Source organism: Candidatus Nitrospira nitrosa (assembly GCF_001458735.1).
GTDB lineage: Bacteria > Nitrospirota > Nitrospiria > Nitrospirales > Nitrospiraceae > Nitrospira_D > Nitrospira_D nitrosa.
Map to the genome: position 1 here is coordinate 1 of NZ_CZQA01000014.1, position 18,123 is coordinate 18,123.

Consider the following 18,123-nt stretch of genomic DNA (forward strand, 5'->3'; position numbering starts at 1 on the left):
CCCGATAATCATCTCGAAGGCTCCTCTCTTGAAGAGTAGAGTCGTTGCTAACGCGACGGGCTCATCCACTTTAACCGAGGAGGTTGCGATGATGTGTTATGCGGGCATTGATCTCCATGCCACGAATAGTGTGCTGGTCGTGATTGATGAAGCGGATCGAGTGCTGTATCAGAAACGCCTCCGCAATGACCTGGCCGTGATCTTCACGGCCTTAACACCGTATCAGACCACGCTGCAGGGCGTGGTCGTTGAGTCCACCTATAATTGGTACTGGTTAGTCGACGGGCTCATGGAAGCAGGGTACCGGGTCCACCTCGCTCATGCACCAGCCCTGCCGCAGTATAGTGGGCTCAAGCATGTTGACGATCAACACGATGCGCAGTGGTTAGCCCATTTACTCCGGCTAGGTTTGCTCCCTACCGGGTACATTTACCCCAAAGCGGAACGGGCCGTGCGGGACTTGTTGCGGAAGCGCAGTCAGTTGGTTCGGCACAAGACCATGGTCGTGCTGAGCCTACAAAGCCTGCTGACACGACTGACTGGCAATCGGCTCTCCCTCCCTCGGCTTCGACAGCTCACCCCAGAGGGCATTCAGGCACTTGTGCCATTTCCCGAACATGTGCAATCGGTCAGCAGTTCGTTGGCTGTGCTGCAATGTCTGGAGCACGAGATTCACACGATTGAGGGCACGGTTCGGGAAGCGGGGCGGACTCAGCCGGGCTATGTGCTCTTACCGACCGTCCCCGGAATCGGGCCGATCTTGGCGGGCACCATTCTCCTGGAAGCCGGTGACCTGCGGCGGTTTGCGACCGTGGGACACTTCGCCTCCTACTGTCGCTGTGTCGGCAGCGAACATGTGAGTAACGGCAAACGCAAAGGGGCTGGCAACACGAAGAACGGCAACAAGTATTTAAGCTGGGCGTTCATCGAGGCGGCGCACTTCGCCATTCGCTATGGGGCCGGGATTCGCACGTATTATCAGCGCAAGCAGGCACGGACGCATCCCCTTGTGGCGCTGAAGGCCGTGGCCCATAAATTGGCGCGGGCCTGCTATCACATGCTCCGTGCGCAGGTGCCATTCGATCTGTCCCGCGCTTTTGGCTAGGCGCGGCAGAGCTGGGGGGAGCTGGGAGCTCGCAAAGGGGTTGAGGCCACACCTCGCACTCCCGATTAGCCCCGGTCTTCCCCCTTCAACTCCCTCGCCACTGGCGTGGGGACTGAGACGCCTCGACCGTGAGCCATGATGGGGTTGGCGCCAGCCCGCTGGTAGCCAGACGTCCTGTGCGTAGGTATGCTGGACACGGCCGGGAACCGACGGTTGTCTGGGGCACGAGGTGCCAGGGGCTGGAGTGGATCCCCGACGGGGCTCGCTCCCACGCCTTGATCCTGATGGGTGACTGGTGCGGCTCAAATCCGAGCTGACACTGCTGACGACGACAACCGGGATGCGACGGAGTCACGCGACCACCATGGCGAGGGAAGACGTCGTCGGAGACCTCGCCCCGTTTGTAGGATACGGAGGGCATGATCGGCTGTGCCCTCTTGACCGGAGCCTTCGAGATGGGCGACCCCTTTATTTCGTTCTTGGAACTTGAAACCGCCTTCATATTGTCAGATTTCACGGTCTTCCTGGTGCAGGATGTCTGTTGTTATGACTTGGGATCGGCTTTCATGCTGCTGACTATTTTGGAAAAAACTTCGTCGTTCAGCGCATTATATGTCTTGTACGTATCCCGATTCTCGTTGGCACCCGGCGTAGTAATACAACAACCTATATCTTTACCGTACACGGTGTTATCAAATGCCTTGGTGTAGCCTCCGTTCAAGCCGTGTCGCTGCGCGAAGGCATGTAATTTACCAGTTAGATCTGTAGAATCCACTGAGGAATCATGGATCACTTGGAGTTCACGGGCAGTCCGTTCGCGTTCATCCCGATTGGCCCCCTTGACCGGGCGAAATCCATCGAGATCAAAAAACACGACTTTGAAACCGGTAAATGATGTCCCGTCAGGGACAATGTCAAAGTTTGCAAGTTTGTGGTCGGTCCACACCACACCATGCTGGTTGAGGGTGCGTATCACGAGATTGACCGTGAACTCCTCCCGTTCCGCCAGACTTGTTGTTTCCCCGCGACGATCCGGCGCTCGAACTTGGAGGCGGTCAAGCGCGTTGGTGACCCCCGCAAGGTTGTTGAGTGCACCATGCCCTTGAGCCGTCACCTGCTCTTCTCCACTGATGTTCTGCTCACGCGATAGGGCAAACCAGTGCTCTTTCTTGTTCTGATCTCGCGCTTTCACCCACAGCAAGTCTTCAACGCGCTGCACAACTTGAAACGGAACGTCAGCCATTAATTGTTTGATATCGCCAAGAATGGCCCGGCTAGTGTCTTGTTCGTAAAGTGTATTTAAGCCTCTTCTCCTATTAGGATCCGCATCACTACTGCCGAGGTAGACAAACTTCTTGATTACCCCAGCATCTGAGCTCGTATAGACTTTGGAGTTGGCACCACCGCCAATCAACGTCCCAATCCCTTTTGGTGACTCACCTGGTTTGTTTGGAAACTGTAGAAAACCTTCCGAATCAAGGCGTGGAACCTGACCGCTGAAGATCAACTCCCCTTCGTAGATTAGGTGCGCGGAGGGAGAAATTGTGGGCTTCACAACACGTGGCCTGTCATAGACGCGTAACGCATTGGGCTCTGAATTGATTTTTTCTGCAAGTGGCTGCGGTTCGGCTAACGGTAGTTGTCGGGGTGTAATCACTGGCGGCGCCCCATTGCCAGCCGGCACTCCTCGGGGGAGACCACCCTCTCCGGCCGCATTGACGTCACCCAGCACGACTGGTCCCCCAGGATTACGGGGACTCACTACTGGCGGCGCCCCATTGCCAGCTGGCATTCCTCGGGGGAGACCACCCTCTCCGGCCTCATTGACATCACCCAGCACGACTGGTCCCCCAGGATTACGAGGGTTCACTACTGGCGGCGCCCCATTGCCAGCCGGCACTCCTCGGGGGGGTCCACCCTCTCGCTGTTGCTGCTGCACATTCCCTTGTTGATGGGGTTGAGCCGCAGGACCGTTTGTAGTACCAGCGATTGGCGCTGCTTGCGGTTGAGGCGGGTGCAGTTGACCTTGTGGGCCAGCCCTTAGCTTCTGATCGAGCCCCAGTTGCTGTCCCCGCTGCCGCACATTCCCTTGTTGATGGGGTTGAGCCGCAGGAACGGTTGTAGTGCCAGCAGTTGGTCCTGTTGGTGGAACAGGACGGGCGGCAGGATTGCCATCCGTCGGGATCGCAGGCTCGGCGACCGGATTATTCCGTGTGTCGGCATCCGCCTCATTTCGATTCTGCGGATTCCCTGTGAACTGGTCGCGTTGGCCGCCTTGATCCCGGCGGTTTTCTCGTTGCCCGGGGGTCGGGCCGCTGCTGCCGGCATAGACTGCATCCGTCAGCAATGCGAACAGAAGCGCGAGAGCCACATCGCGAAGCGTGAATAATTTCATGGCGCGAATCTCCACTTATCATTCATGAACGGCTTCAGATCTTCGATCTGGATCCAAAGCTGAAGCTTGAGGGTGGTAGCGTGCGTATAACCGATGGGCTTATATTTGGCTTCCTTAATGATGTGCTGGTCCTCAAACGACTTGTCAAAGTCCCAGAGATCCGGCCGAAAGACGTACGTGAAGCCGGCCTTGAAATCGTTCCAGTCCTTGTTTTTCGTGTTTTGCTTGGTGCTGGCGACGAGATTCACCATATGAAGCTGGACAGCCACATCGATATTGATCATCTGACGATCACTGAGTCCCGACACGGGTATCCGGGTCTTCAGCACCGTCCGCGTCTCAAGCCCTCTCATGGACTGAGCAATTTTCGGAATCTTGCGCAGACCGAGGGTTTCCTGATCGAAGAGATCGACGGGCGTTGCATACGTGCAGTTCTCGGTCGTCTTGAGTTTATCGGCAATGCCACACGCATGCCATTCGTATTGCACGGAGCCGAAGGCTTCGTGTTCCGCAGGGCCGCGCCCACCGCTCACCTCGTATTCCCGTGCCTGAAAGTTGAAGTTCGATCCCTTGGACTCGGAGATATCGGCGCCCAAGATTTCTTCCGCCGAAACATTGAGTGATTTGCTCGTGTCCGCGCTTGACCCGGCGCCGACCTCTCTATTCTCCGTCGCGGGGTATATCATCACTTCCTTGGCTTCCCACGGCATGATGTTCATCCGCACGTGCCCGACGTAAAAGTTTCCATCGGTGGCCATGTCGGTGCTGGGTTTAGAGCCGTGCCGCAGCTCGATGCTGGTTTCCTTGTCCGTGTCGATGGCGATGTAGAGTTCTCCATCCTGAACCCAGGCCGCGATTTGAGGATGAATGGACAACGTCATTTTCTGGTTTTTGCTGGGGTCGTTCGGGGATGTTCTCAGATCTGCTGTCAGGTAGGGGGTTTGGTTATTCGGCGCAAATTTGTACTTGATCGCCTTATACCCTTCCTTCGTCTCAAACACGGGTCCAACGCCTAGGCGAATCCCCACGCTGTCCGATCCAAAGGGATGCATGACTTCCGGTTCGGCAGCAAGCGCGCGACGTTGCTTCTCGCGCGCGATAGCCTCCTCTTTCGCTTTTTGGGCCGCCGCGCGTCTGGCCTCGCGTTCTTTCTCGAGGGCCTCCATCTTCTTGCCCCATTGTTCCAATGCCGGCGCCATAGCAAGCAGTGACCGAAAGCTCTCGACATCAAACAGGACGAAGGCATCACCCGCGTGATACGCCGTGCTGTCGGCCATGTCAAAAGCAAGTTTTTTCTTCTCCGCATCCGACGCGTCAAGGTCGGCGAATTGAGGAGGAATTTCTATACCGTATGTTTTCGCGCTGGCCACAGCCGATCCTCCTCGCACCCCGATGCGCAGGCTCGGGATGGCGACATTCGTAATACTGTAATAATATTGGCCCTTTTCGATGCGCCATTCGCCGGTGGGCAAGGTCTCGCCGTCCGGGCCGCAACGGATCGGGGCGTTGTCCGTGGCATGGGCATCAAGGTAGAGATAGCGGTCCAAGTAATAGACATTTTGGATGCGATACGTATCTTTTTTCCCCGGGACGCCTTTGAGCATGAACGCGGCAGTTGTTTTCGCCTCGTTGCCCTTCGAGGAGGACACCTCACTGACCAGCCCGTCCTCGCCGACATTCAGAAGTTTTGTCTGGTTCGTAGTGATCGCCCGAGCCTCCGGAGGCGCGCCGTCATACCAAGCAACCAGCGCTCCGCGTGGAGGCGCTTTCTGGACACTCGGTTCTGATTTGGGAGGCAACGGTGTCGGCTCAACAGACGGCTTAGTAAAGGTCGGAGGTGGCATGGGCTGCGGCAAGAGACTGCCGGTGCTGCCGCGTGTGCCTTGCTGCGGTTGAGGGGCTGCGGGGATACCGGCGGCATCCAGGACGTGCTGATCGAGTATCACCCGCTGTTTTTCATTGGCGTTCGTGGTGTATTGGCCGATGATCCCATCCGTCAGCACCCTGAAGTACCACGTGCGGTTCGGTGTCACCGGTTGCACCATGATGGCGCCGGCTTCGATCATCGCGTGCTTCGTGTAGCCGGTTTTCCCCTCGGTGATGTAGAGCACATCCACGGCATACCCCGTGAGATTCTCTATCATTAACTCCTTTTGCTGGTCCGCCCCAAGTAAGGCCGGAAGCACGATCAGGGCACAAGCGAGTATCATTCTATTCATACGTACGCCTCCATAGGTTTTTCAGAACGCTTCCTGTTCGTACTGAGGCCACTGATGTCCGGCTCACATTCGCTGTTTGAATGTCTCGAGCACTCCGTTAGAGTGTTGACTGCCGCGGATCAACACCTATAGAATCTGGCATGCGTACTGCTTACTACTGTTCGACACTTTCCTGCGGTGTTCGTGAAACATCGTAGGTCTTACTCCTACCATCACTTGATCTCTTATGGTAGGGCCAATTGGATCTACCTGGTCGCCAAGCGATTGTGTACGGATACAAGGGATTGAGCAATGAGCGGGAGTGCCTCCTTCATTAAAGGGGTCGGGAGTCTTTATACGGCAGGACACTTTCAGCTTCGTGGGCATTCCGCCCCATACCGGACCACTCACATCCCCGGTGTCCACCGGCTCACCAGCAGAGACGATGATCTGGTACGTCGTCGTCGAGTCCCGTCCGTGGAGCTCGTCTCTCCTGCGACCTATTCCCCTGTCCCCTGATGCCGCTACGAGCGATGAAGATCGGCCTCGTGAAGATCGCTGATACCGCGTCCGCACGACGTTGATGCGACCATTGTGTACGGGCAAGCCGTTCACATGATTTACGTGGCGAGTTCGACGATCAATTCGATTTCCACGGGGGCATGACGCGGCAACTCCGCGGCACCGACGGCCACACGGGCATGACGACCCGCATCACCGAACAACGATACGAGAAGATCAGAAGCTCCGTTGAGGACTTGAGGCTGATCGGTAAATCCAGGAGCCGAAGCAATATGGCCGACCATCTTGACGATTTGCTGTACACGATCCAGCGACCCGGCAGCACTCCGAATGATACTGAGCCCATTCAATACGGCAACTCGGGATGCTTCTATCCCTTGCTCAATGGTTAGATTGCCCCCGAGCTTGCCAGTCATGATGAGTTGCCCGTCTCGGGATGGTAACACGCCGGACAGAAAGAGGAGGTCACCAACACGTACGACTGGAACATAATTCGCGACGGGTTTCGGAGGATCCGGCAGCGTCAATCCCAGCTCTTTCAGTTTCGCTTCATACGACATGCTATCCTCTCATTTCCTTTCCTCCTTCACGTGTTGCTATCCCTACCCCGGTCTGAGCGCATCCAGGAAACTCTCGCCATGGAGGACCCGATCCGCACCCAAGGCTTCGGCTATCGTCTGCCCCACGTCCGCAGCCGACCCCCTTGTCCCTAAATCGACACCCTGAGCCAGTTTGGGACCGGTGACACAGAGTGGCACATATTCGCGCGTGGACGTCTTGCCCGTCAAGGAGCCGTCTCTCCCATGATCACCCGTCACGATGACCATATCGCCGGGACGCAACTTATCAAATAACTCCGGCAAACGACGATCAAACTCTTGCAGGGCCGTGGCCATCTGCGTCGGCTCTTCTGACCACTGATCCACACTGGCCGCAAGCAGCCCACGCGGAACCTTGTTCAATAGGCCGACCACTTCCTCCAAGCCCGCAATCCCCGATGCAATCGGAAAGGCTTTCGTAAATCCACGACCGCTGAAGAGATCATACACCTTCCCGACCCCCATCGCGATCTGACCGGATCGACTTAAGACATCGAACATCGTCACACCGGGCGCTTCATGCACACAGTCTTTCCTCCCACCATACGGACGAAGTTGATCATGTCCTCCACTCACCGGTTGGGCGACGACACGAAGGAGCACCCCCGCCTCCTTTGCGGCTTTTCGAACTTCACGACAGCGGTGATGGAATTCCGACACGGCCATGATGGATTCATGCATGGCCAGGAAACAGGTATTACCTCCATCGGCCCAGAGTATCGGCGCTCCCGTCGCCATATGTTCCACACCATACCGACGAAGCATCGCCCCCATCAATGCCACCTCTCTGCCGATCGATTTTCGTCCGAATACTTGCTCGATCATATCGACGATCGACGTGGGGACACCGGAACGACAGACGGCCGCTCCCTTCTGCTGGACCACCCCGCTCATTTCCCAATATCCCGCCACGGAATCTTTCCCTGCCGATGCGAAAGCCAGACGCCCAAAGCACCCGCTCGGTTGTCCCATGGCTCGTACACCCTTAATCGGAGCGACATGCCCCAACCCCAGCATTTCTAGGTTCGGCAGACTGAGTCCCCCAACGGTCTCAGCAAGATGGACAAGGGTGTTCGCCTCAGCATCGCCGTAGTCTGCCGCATCCGGTAAGGCCCCGACCCCACACCCATCCATCACGAGGAGGATGACGCGTTGAATCATCTGTTCACCTCACCTACATTACGACATGTCAACAGAGGAACGTATCGAACCATCACCAAGACCTTGGACAAAACCGGAAACCAGAATTCTGGCAACAAGACCACTTCATCCATACTCTGCTAGATAGACACGAGAATCGGGCTCACCACCGCCGTCGTCGGCTGCATCCGGTAAGGCTTCGGTCGCACACCCGTCCATCACGAGGAGGATGACGCGTTGAATCATCTGTTCACCTCACCTAAATTACGACATGTCAACGGAGAAACGTATCGAGCCATCACCAAGACCTTGGACAAAGCCGGAAAACAGAATTCTGGCAACAAGACCACTTCATCCATACTCTGCTAGATAGACACGAGAATCGGGCTCACCACCGCCGTCGTCGGCTGCATCCGGTAAGGCTTCGGTCACACACCCGTCCATCACGAGGAGGATGACGCGTTGAATCATCTGTTCACCTCACCTAAATTACGACATGTCAACGGAGAAACGTATCGAGCCATCACCAAGACCTTGGACAAAGCCGGAAAACAGAATTCTGGCAACAAGACCACTTCATCCATACTCTGCTAGATAGACACGAGAATCGGGCTCACCACCGCCGTCGTCGGCTGCATCCGGTAAGGCTTCGGTCACACACCCGTCCATCACGAGGAGGATGACGCGATTGATCGTCGACTCACTCTACCAAATCACCGTGAGTCGCCATAGAGACGTATGGAACCATCAAGAGGATCCAAGAGGACGTAGGAAGAAAATTATTGAAATGGGTCTAGCCTAGCCCGCATTATTCATGACTCTTCTGCTGCAACCACCGATCCGCTGTTACGACAAGCCTGCGGCCGACAGGCTCGCCCTTCAGACCTTCGACGTACTGCATGAGTACGCCTCAGGTCCTCAAGGCTCCGCGCGCCGATCTCACAACGCGGCTGGGCGGTTTCGCCACGAACAGTCATGAATAATGCGGGCTAGCAACAACGGGGAGCCCACTGATTCTCTCGTATATTCTGCTGCCGACAGATTGCAGATGGTTTTCAATCTTGCGGTAGTTTCAAGAGCTGTTCGACGATAGGGTAACCGAGCAGTTCACGCGATTGCGAAGAGTTTGCCCTTACGCTCTGTGAGCCTATCCACCCTGGCCGAGCGATGTATGCCATTGTTGAAGAATCGTGAGGCTTGCACTCGTGCCGATCCGATCCGAACCGGCGTCGAGCATTGCCAGGGTTGTCTTCCAATCCCGGATCCCGCCTGAAGCCTTGACCTTGGCCTTCCCCGCTACGGTCTCTTTCAGTAAACGCACATCTGCCACAGTCGCTCCGGAAGCACCGAACCCCGTCGAGGTCTTCACATACTCTGCTCCTGCCTCAACCACGAGATGACAAGCGGTTCGCTTTTCTTCCTGGGTGAGATAACAGGTCTCGAGAATAACTTTATGTTCGACCCCTGGTGTCGCCTTCACAACTTCCGCGATATCCCTCCGCACAGAGTCATAGTCACCGGACTTCAGTCGGCTGACGTTCAGCACCATATCCAACACCCGGGCCCCGCGAGAGACCGCGTCGACCGCTTCAGCGACTTTGGTGCTCGTCGTATGCCCACCCAGCGGAAATCCGATCGGGATCCCAAGCCGGATGGTCGTGCCAACGATCGCCGCTGCCGCTTCATCGACGTAACAAGGCGGGACAAATATGACGGTAAACCCATGGGCCTTCGCCTCCTCACAAAGCCGAAGCACATCCTGTTTCGTCGCCTCAGGCCTCAAGACGGTATGGTCGATCAGCGCAGGAAGATTCCAACGTGACATGCGTTACGAGACTCCTTGTTCGTGATGGATGGCATTATTCTTGGGGATCATGAATGTCTGCGAATGACGCTCTTTTCTGAATGGACGTTTTTGGTACCGTTCCACCGCCTTGTTGTGTTCAACCAAGGTGGCGGAAAATTGATGAGTCCCATCGTTTCGCGACACGAAATACAAGTACGCGGATGGAACAGGATACAAGGCCGCACGGATCGCGTCCGCTCCAGGACTGGCGATCGGACCAGGCGGCAACCCCGCCCACCGATACGTATTGTAAGGACTGGGATGGGAAAGGTCCTTCTTATGCAGATTCCCATCGAAAGTCGGCAACCCATAGATGACGGTTGGATCACTCTGGAGCGGAATGTTTTTCTTCAACCGATTGTGAAAGACCGCTGAAATCTGTGGGCGTTCATTTCCTGCCCCAGTTTCTTTTTCAATCACCGAAGCGAGAGTCAAGACTTGATGGACCGTGAGGTTGATCTCTTTGGCCCGCACTTTCAACTCTTGCGTCATGACATGATCGAACTGTTCCACCATCGCCCTAATCACATCCTTCGCCGCCGTCGGTTTCGCAAACCGGTAGGTGTCGGGATAGAGGTAGCCCTCCACTGAATCACCCTCCACTCCCAGCGTTTTCAGGAATGACTTGTCCGAGGCCAGACTGAGAAATTCCTTGCGAGTGGTAATATGATGTTCCTCGAGAACATCAGCGATTTGGCTCATGGCATAACCCTCAGGAATGGTGATGGGATGCAAGACTACGCGACCGGCCAGAAACCTCGAGAGAATCTCGGACGGCGGCATGGCGGCATGGAGCGCATATTCTCCGGGATGAATCTTGCGGTCCGCCTCCTGGGATTTTCCCATGAGGAGAAAAGCGGATCGACTCCTGATCAATTGCTCCCGTTCAAGTAGGGTCGCCGCTTGGTTGAAGGTGGCCCCTTCCGGGATGACCACAATTTTCTCGGGAGGACGATCGGCCTCGGAAAGGACGGGCGCTTCAGCCCATCGAATCATTAGATAGCCGACCACCCCGGCGAGCACGACGAGAGTGACGGCGGTGATGAGGATCCCACGAACCATCATGCGATTGATCGATTGACGACGACTCTACCCACTCTTCTTCTGTCTCTTGTGCCGAGCGATGTTCCTCGCCAGAGCCTACTGCAGCCGTCTTGGCTTCAAGATAGCCTTGCAAAAGAATGGCTGCGGCAACACGATCGACGACTCCTTTACGTTTTCTTCGACTGACATCGGCGGCAATCAATAACTCTTCAGCCGATCGAGTCGTCATCCGCTCGTCCCACATGACGATGGGGACGGATAAGATCTCACCGAGTCGGTCGACGAACATATGGACCGCCTGAACCGCCGGTCCCTCTTCACCATTGAGTCGTAACGGGAGTCCAATCACCACCTCTCGGACATCGTGCGCATTCACCAGCTGTTGAATGTGTGCAAGATCCCGATCCAGCGTCCTCCGTTCCAACGTTTCAAGCGGTTGAGCCGTCCACCCAAGCTCATCGCTCAATGCCACTCCGATCCGCTTGGTGCCGTAGTCAAGAGCCAAGATCCTAGTTGCCATGACAGTTTACCGCTGGAGCAGAGTTTCGACCAGGCTAAAAACCTTTTCGAGCGCCGCATCAAGACGTGAGGCATCCTTCCCTCCCGCTTGAGCCATTTCCGGGCGGCCCCCGCCGGTGCCACCGACTTCGGCGGCCATCGGCTTGATGAGATCTCCCGCCTTGACTCGTCCGATGAGATCTTTTGTCACAACGACCAGCAACGAAACCTTTCCTTCATCCATGACCGCACCAAGCGCGATGACACCGCTCTTCATCTTGTCCCGCAACTGGTCGGCCAGCGCCCGCATGGCGTTCGCATCCAATCCATCAGTCCGCTGTACGTGGACCGACACACCGGCAATGCTCTTGATCGTTGAGGCAGCTGCCGCTCCCCCGGCCATCTTGAGCTTCACGTCCTCCAGCTCACGTTCTTTGTCCTTGAGCTGCGTCAGCAGCTTTCTCGTCCGTGCGACGATCTCCGACTGCCCCACTTTCAACAAGTCAGACAGCTGTCGAACTTCAGCCTCCAGTGTCTTGATTTGATTGTACGCGCCGCTGCCGGTTTGAGCTTCAAGTCGTCGCACGCCGGCGGCGACACCGGTCTCGGACACAATCCGAAAGAGTCCGATCTCACCGGTCTGTCGGCAATGCGTCCCTCCACAGAGCTCCTTACTAAAGGACTCAACGGACACCACCCGAACCTGCTCGCCATACTTGTCACCAAAAAATGCCAACGCGCCTTTGGCCACCGCGTCCTGAATACTCATCACCTCGGTGGACACCGACTCGTTCTTTCTGATTTCCTTGTTGACCGTCGATTCAATCTCGTCGATATCACGAGAGGACAATGGCCGGAAATGGGCAAAGTCGAACCGAAGCCGATTGGGCCCGACCAACGAGCCATACTGTTTCACGTGTGGGCCGAGCAGATCGCGCAGGGCCGCATGGACCAGATGTGTCGCCGTATGATTGCGCGCCGCATCCTGGCGTGTCGAGGCATTGACCGTTAGGTGTAACCGCTCGCCTTCACGAATGCGTCCTTGGCGAACCGTCCCCTTGTGAAGAATCAGCATCGGTGCAGGCCTTGTGGTCTCCGTGATCTCCACCAACCCCTCCGGCCCCGACAAGGTTCCTCGGTCTCCGACTTGTCCACCCCCTTCGGCATAAAACGACGTGACATCGAGAGCCACCTCAATCTCGTCCCCGTCCCTCGCTTCCTTCACCAACTGTTCGCCCTTGAGAATTGCACGGAGCACGGCATCACTTTCCAGTCGGTCATAGCCGATGAATTGTGTGGGACCAACCCGCTTCGCTAACTCGGCGACAGCGGGCCTGGCCGTATCTTGTTCAAACCCGCCGGTTTTCCTGGCTCGAGTCCGTTGTTCGTCGATCGCTGCATCAAATCCCGCCTCATCGATGGTCATACTTTGTTCACGACAGGCCTCGGTCATGAGATCCATCGGGAACCCATAGGTATCGTAGAGTTTGAAGACATCTCCGCCGGCCAACACCGTTCGCCCGGCAGATCGCGTCTTCTCGATCATCTCGTTCAAGATCGGCAACCCCTGATCGAGCGTCGCAATAAACCGTTCTTCTTCCCCACGGGTCGCCTCAGTGATCGTGTTGGCCGCGCGGGTAATCTCCGAATAGGCAGCGCCCATCTGGCTCACGACCGCCGCAGTCAATTCGTGGAGGAATGGTTCAACGATCCCCAGCAATCGGCCATGTCGAGCCGCACGGCGCAGGATTCTGCGCAAGACATACCCCCGCCCCTCATTCGACGGTAAGACTCCATCCGTCATTAAAAATGTCACGGCGCGCAAATGATCGGCGATGACTCGCATGGACCGATCCGACACCTCTTTCTTGCCGTACGCTGTGCCGGCCCGCTCGGCAATGGCCGCCAACAACGGCGTAAAGAGGTCACTGTCATAATTGCTATGGACACCCTGAGCCACCGCAGCCAACCGCTCCAACCCCATCCCGGTATCGATACTGGGCTTCGGCAAGGGGTGGAGGGTTCCGGACGTGTCCCGGTTGTACTGCATGAAGACCAGATTCCAAATCTCGATGACTCGGTCGCCCTCGCTGTTCGGTCGATCATCGCCTGGGACAATGGCTCCTTGATCGAAATGGATTTCAGAACAGGGCCCGCAGGGACCGGTGTCCGCCATCTGCCAGAAATTATCTTTCTCATCGCACCGCATAATACGCGAGGCAGGAACCCCGATCTTTCTCCACAAGCGATCCGCTTCGTCGTCCTCTCGAAAGATCGTCACCCAAAGCCGATCTTTGGTGAGTCCGACTGTTTGCGTAAGAAATTCCCACCCGAACACAATCGCGTCTTCTTTGAAGTAATCTCCGAACGAAAAGTTCCCCAACATCTCGAAGAAAGTGTGATGGCGCCTGGTATATCCGACATTCTCCAAATCGTTATGCTTCCCCCCCGCGCGCAAACACTTCTGAACCGACACGGCCCGCGTATAGGCGCGTGTGTCCTCCCCAAGAAACACCCGCTTGAACTGATTCATCCCGGCATTGGTAAAGAGCAAGGTGGGATCGGCTTGCGGCAGAAGGGAGGCACTCGGCACCGCCTGATGCCCGTGCTTTTCGAAATATCGGATAAAGGCCCGCCGCAGCTCGGTTGCACTATTCGTCTTCATGGACCACGTCCTCACTTCTCTTGAACTCCGTCATCATACGTTCAATCACCTCGTCACTGAAACCCCGCTGATGGAGGAACCGCGCCATGTACCCCTGGGCCGATCGCGTCCCCTGATGGGGCATGGCCTGGAGGGCACGGCGCGCAACGATCTCCTCGTTATGACGCTGAAAGACCTCAGTGAGAACCAGGTCGGTCACGCCATCGGAAATGCCCTTGGTCAGCAATTCCGCCTTCAGCCGTTCCGGCCCCATCGGCTTGGTCGCCAGGCGCTTCTCCACCCATCGCTGGGCATAGGCACGATCGTCGAGGTACCGGAGGTCCGTCAGGCGGCAAATGGCCTGTTCGATGTGGGGAGGGTCGACCCCTCGTGAGCGGAGAAACCGTTCGACCTGAGCAACCGTGCGCTCTCGCTGTGCCAAAAAGCGAACCGCGAGCCGGATTACTGCATCCAGGCTTGTGGGCATGGCACGGGAGCGAGCCCTTGTCGTCCGCCCGTCACCGATGCGCCCGCTTTTCTTCACTTCGCGCAACCGGTTTGTCCTCTTTGGTCTCTTTCCCTTCCGTTTTCTTCTCTCCACGTGCGGGAACGCCGGCCGCCTCCCGAAGTTTCTGTTCAACCTCGCGAGCGGCGACGACATTCGTCTTCAGAAACTCTCGAGCCGCGTCGCGTCCCTGGCCGATCCGTTCGCCGTTATAGGAATACCAGGCACCGGACTTATCGATGATCTTCTTGTCGACCCCCATATCCACGAGCTCGCCGGTTTTGGAAATCCCCTCGGCAAACATGATGTCGAACTCCGCCTGACGAAACGGCGGTGCCATTTTGTTCTTGACCACCTTCACGCGGACCCGGCTCCCCATCACGTCCTGACCTTCCTTGATGGATTCAATCCGTCGAATATCCAAACGGACGGAGGAATAAAACTTGAGCGCGTTCCCACCCGTCGTGGTCTCTGGATTGCCAAACATGACACCGAGCTTCATACGGATTTGATTGATAAAGATGACGGTCGTCAACGATTTTGAGATAGCCCCCGTGAGCTTTCTCAAGGCCTGCGACATCAACCGTGCCTGAAGCCCCATGTGGGCATCACCCATCTCACCTTCGATCTCAGCCCGCGGCGTCAACGCCGCGACCGAATCGACCACGATCAGATCAATCGCCCCGCTCCGAACCAACGTTTCAGCAATCTCCAATGCCTGCTCCCCCGTATCGGGCTGTGACACGAGGAGATCATCGGCTTGCACTCCCAATTTCTTGGCATAGGTCAGGTCCAATGCATGTTCCGCGTCGATAAACGCGGCGACCCCTCCCACCTTCTGTGCCTCGGCAATACAATGCAACGTCATCGTCGTCTTCCCTGACGCCTCCGGGCCAAAGATCTCAATCACCCGTCCGCGCGGAAGCCCGCCGACCCCAAGGGCAATATCGAGACCGAGCGAACCGGTGGAAATAGCCGGGACATCGACCTTCTCCTCGGCGCCCAGCTTCATGATCGCCCCCTTCCCATACTGCTTCTCGATCTGGGACAGGGCCAAGTCCAGTGCGCGCTTCTTGTCGTCTTTTTCGGACATACGAATCTCCTCACAGGGTGAACGGGATGTATCAGGGGATTATACCGAAGCGGCCAGGGGAAACCTAGTCTGATCTTACCGGCGGGATGTCATTCACGATCTTTAAGGGAGCACATAAAGCTGATGAGTAAGGAAGCGGGAAATCAATAGCTAGAAGCCCTCTAGCCGCCATCCGCACACTCCTGAAAGCCGCCAACTCCATCCGCAAGCCCGCGCATCAGGCTTAGCAGGCGACTGAAACCACGCAGACGATACACCTTGATAGGGAGCACCTCGCATTACTCGCAACGAGGGCCATCTGACACAGAGCAATTCTGAAACTGCCTCTCATTCAAGGTCCCGTAGGAAAGACCGCCTGACCCCTCATTTTGTTACATCTCAGGTGGGACCGGCCTGTACTTTAATCCACCCTGATCATGTGTTCGTTGATATTGCCCCCGGGACCATGAAGCCAGATCCTTCGAGTCACGGCCTCAATGGACCGGAAAAGACTCGAACAGGTAGAATAGTGCTGTTACGCCTCCGTGAAAGGACTTGATGGACTTCATCTCTCATGGCCTCTGGGGTTCGATTACGTTTGGTCGCAAGAGCCGATGGAGTTTCGGGCTGGCATTCGCCATCGGTATGGCGCCGGATCTTTTTTCATTCGGAGTTCTGTACATCGCGGCCGCCTTCGGCTTCTCGCCGAAGCCCGACTTCAGTCACGGCACTCCTCCGGAATCGACCATTCCGCAATACGTCCATCAACTCTACAATTTCACCCATAGTTTCGTCGTCTTTCTCATCGCCTTTGTCTTCCTGTGGCTCTTCCTGAAACGACCGGTCTGGGAACTCGGAGCATGGGGGCTGCATGTCTTGGCCGACGTGCCCTTGCATTCGTATGCCTTTTTCCCGACACCGGTGCTATGGCCCCTCTCCAACTGGAAATTCGACGGGTGGCAATGGACGACGCCCGGCGTTCTCATTCTCAACTTTATGCTCCTGCTGTTGCTCTACGCCTGGTACATCCGGTATCTCTACTTGGCCAACAAGAAAGAGCAGACCCAGCAGAAAGCCAGTTCCAACTACCCGCTTAAGGAACCCAAATAGCAAAGTTCTGATCATCCCTGTCGTTACGATTGAAGGAACCCGGTACCGATTACGGCGTCTCCCCATCAAGCCCAGTCGACACGGCCCCTTTTCATTGCAAACGCAAACCTTTACGTCTTCTTCCCTGGCGGCACTACCTTGCCCCTCTGGCTCAGATGGTCTTCGTTCTGCCGATCGGAAAACGCAAGACGAACCGAATATCTCACCGAAGAGTATATTCTCTCCGTGGCACAAGTCTTCGATTATCGACGAGAACATCAATCAGCGGATTGCCGCGATAGTAAGTAGTTTTACCGCATCATCCTAGGGAAGGTCTGATTTATTCTGAATTTCGATCACGGGCCAGTCAAGTATTAGGTGTTTTGAGAGTTCGTTAGTTTAAAAAACTGAATTTATCAGACCTTCCCTAGATATCACCCCGTCTCAACTCGCACCTACATGTGCATCCTCCTCAACACCGTCGGCCGCTACCGCAACCCAGCCCACAGAGCATATCGCCAAAAGACTCGCGGCACAAAACGCCCCCCTTACCTCCGGTGTATGCACCGTTATGCAGTTTTTCCCGAGCCGACGTATAAAAGATCCTCGACTGAGAACTTGGCGGAAATGAATTGTCGCACACGATCTCTCGCTGCTCGAACAACCTGGATATGCTGCTGCAGGTCCATGGCTAGCTTAGCCATACCAGCCAAGTCGTTTGGGGCCAAGACTTCAGGCGCATTTTCCTCTGGCAGGCTTCGCGCGAGCATATCGATACCGGGTTCGAACATACCTCGTGGCAACTTCATGTCACCGAGGCTGTGATAGAGGGCCTCGAGGTCAAGCGCCATGAGTGACAACGGCGGAGAGGTGTACGAGATTCCCGCCAGTTTGCGGACCTCTCCAGACTGCCATTGAACCTCGAATTGAGCTGCCCCGCCTGAAAAGACCTTGGAGGCAGCCGCTACCATTCCCATCTTGGAGACGTGTACCTGCCCGAACATCAAGAGGACCGCAGGATCAAGAACCTCAAGTACCCGACTGACCTGGTTGGCCGCACCAACGAAACGAGCTGTGCAGCTCTCGACTTCTTCTTGAAATCCTCTAACCCAAGCACTGTAGAGGCGCGGCCTCTTGTCGACGCCGATGCGCTGAAGCATTGAGAGAAATTTTGAGGCGACTTGTTCTACGTCGAAGAGTGCGTCATGAAGATCGAGAAACGCTCGACAGGCCCTCTTCTTATCATCGAGAGCAAGGTCCAGCTGCTTACCGAGCAATTTAATTGCAATGAACTCAATGAGCTTTCCGGCGAAACCAATCCAGGTGATCATCGGTTGTGCCTGTCTGTTCGACAATGCTTAGACGGTCTGAATAACCTCTCAGAAGCAGTCTTTGCCGCGCCTACCTAATCCCGGCAGGCGGACACTGGATATCTGCCCTAACCAATTGATTTGGGATTAGTTGCG

The 18,123-nt window shown here is 56.1% G+C and carries 13 protein-coding genes; 2 read left to right on the plus strand and 11 right to left on the minus strand.

All coding sequences use genetic code 11. The features are described from left to right. The first annotated feature begins 88 nt into the window (after positions 1-88). Entirely contained in the window at positions 89-1,105 is a 1,017-nt protein-coding gene (locus tag COMA1_RS19505; protein ID WP_090751211.1) for an IS110 family RNA-guided transposase, read from the plus strand. A 544-nt stretch (positions 1,106-1,649) separates the two neighbouring features. Here the strand turns inward: COMA1_RS19505 and COMA1_RS19510 are convergent. From COMA1_RS19510 to recA, 10 genes are all read right to left on the minus strand, one after another. After that, positions 1,650-3,500, minus strand: coding sequence for a hypothetical protein (locus tag COMA1_RS19510; protein ID WP_090751212.1), 1,851 nt, complete (start codon positions 3,498-3,500; stop codon positions 1,650-1,652). Then, on the minus strand, positions 3,497-5,719 hold the full coding sequence (locus COMA1_RS19515; RefSeq protein ID WP_090751213.1) for a hypothetical protein: 2,223 nt from the start codon (positions 5,717-5,719) through the stop codon (positions 3,497-3,499). The genes COMA1_RS19510 and COMA1_RS19515 overlap by 4 nt, the downstream gene beginning before the upstream one ends. Positions 5,720-6,318: 599 nt before the next feature. After that, positions 6,319-6,780: a RidA family protein gene (locus tag COMA1_RS19520; RefSeq protein ID WP_090751214.1), complete on the minus strand. Its 462-nt coding sequence runs from the start codon at positions 6,778-6,780 to the stop codon at positions 6,319-6,321. A gap of 42 nt (positions 6,781-6,822) precedes the next feature. Further along, positions 6,823-7,980: a phosphopentomutase gene (locus COMA1_RS19525; protein WP_090751215.1), complete on the minus strand. Its 1,158-nt coding sequence runs from the start codon at positions 7,978-7,980 to the stop codon at positions 6,823-6,825. Positions 7,981-9,106: 1,126 nt separating this feature from the next. Continuing rightward, positions 9,107-9,784 carry a deoxyribose-phosphate aldolase gene (gene deoC / locus COMA1_RS19530; RefSeq protein ID WP_090751216.1) on the minus strand — a complete coding sequence of 226 codons (678 nt, stop codon included), beginning with the start codon at positions 9,782-9,784 and terminating at the stop codon, positions 9,107-9,109. A gap of 3 nt (positions 9,785-9,787) precedes the next feature. Further along, the gene (mltG, locus tag COMA1_RS19535) at positions 9,788-10,870 is read right to left on the minus strand and encodes an endolytic transglycosylase MltG (RefSeq protein WP_090751217.1); all 1,083 of its coding nucleotides are present in this window, start codon (positions 10,868-10,870) and stop codon (positions 9,788-9,790) included. Next, the gene (gene ruvX / locus COMA1_RS19540; RefSeq protein ID WP_090751218.1) at positions 10,785-11,369 is read right to left on the minus strand and encodes a Holliday junction resolvase RuvX; all 585 of its coding nucleotides are present in this window, start codon (positions 11,367-11,369) and stop codon (positions 10,785-10,787) included. Before ruvX ends, mltG begins: the two co-directional genes overlap by 86 nt. Before the next feature lie 6 nt (positions 11,370-11,375). Then, on the minus strand, positions 11,376-14,012 hold the full coding sequence (alaS, locus tag COMA1_RS19545; protein WP_090751219.1) for an alanine--tRNA ligase: 2,637 nt from the start codon (positions 14,010-14,012) through the stop codon (positions 11,376-11,378). After that, a complete protein-coding gene (locus tag COMA1_RS19550) occupies positions 13,999-14,535 on the minus strand; it encodes a regulatory protein RecX (protein ID WP_090751220.1) in 537 nt (178 codons plus the stop codon). The genes alaS and COMA1_RS19550 overlap by 14 nt, the downstream gene beginning before the upstream one ends. Continuing rightward, the gene (gene recA, locus COMA1_RS19555; protein WP_090751221.1) at positions 14,510-15,589 is read right to left on the minus strand and encodes a recombinase RecA; all 1,080 of its coding nucleotides are present in this window, start codon (positions 15,587-15,589) and stop codon (positions 14,510-14,512) included. The genes COMA1_RS19550 and recA overlap by 26 nt, the downstream gene beginning before the upstream one ends. A gap of 537 nt (positions 15,590-16,126) precedes the next feature. Between recA and COMA1_RS19560 the strand changes: the two genes are divergently transcribed. After that, positions 16,127-16,678, plus strand: coding sequence for a hypothetical protein (locus tag COMA1_RS19560; RefSeq protein ID WP_176698201.1), 552 nt, complete (start codon positions 16,127-16,129; stop codon positions 16,676-16,678). A gap of 548 nt (positions 16,679-17,226) precedes the next feature. On the opposite strand, the gene COMA1_RS19565 is transcribed toward COMA1_RS19560, so the two are convergent. Then, positions 17,227-17,988, minus strand: a complete 762-nt coding sequence (locus COMA1_RS19565) for a hypothetical protein (protein WP_090751222.1) — start codon at positions 17,986-17,988, stop codon at positions 17,227-17,229. Positions 17,989-18,123 lie beyond the last annotated feature (135 nt).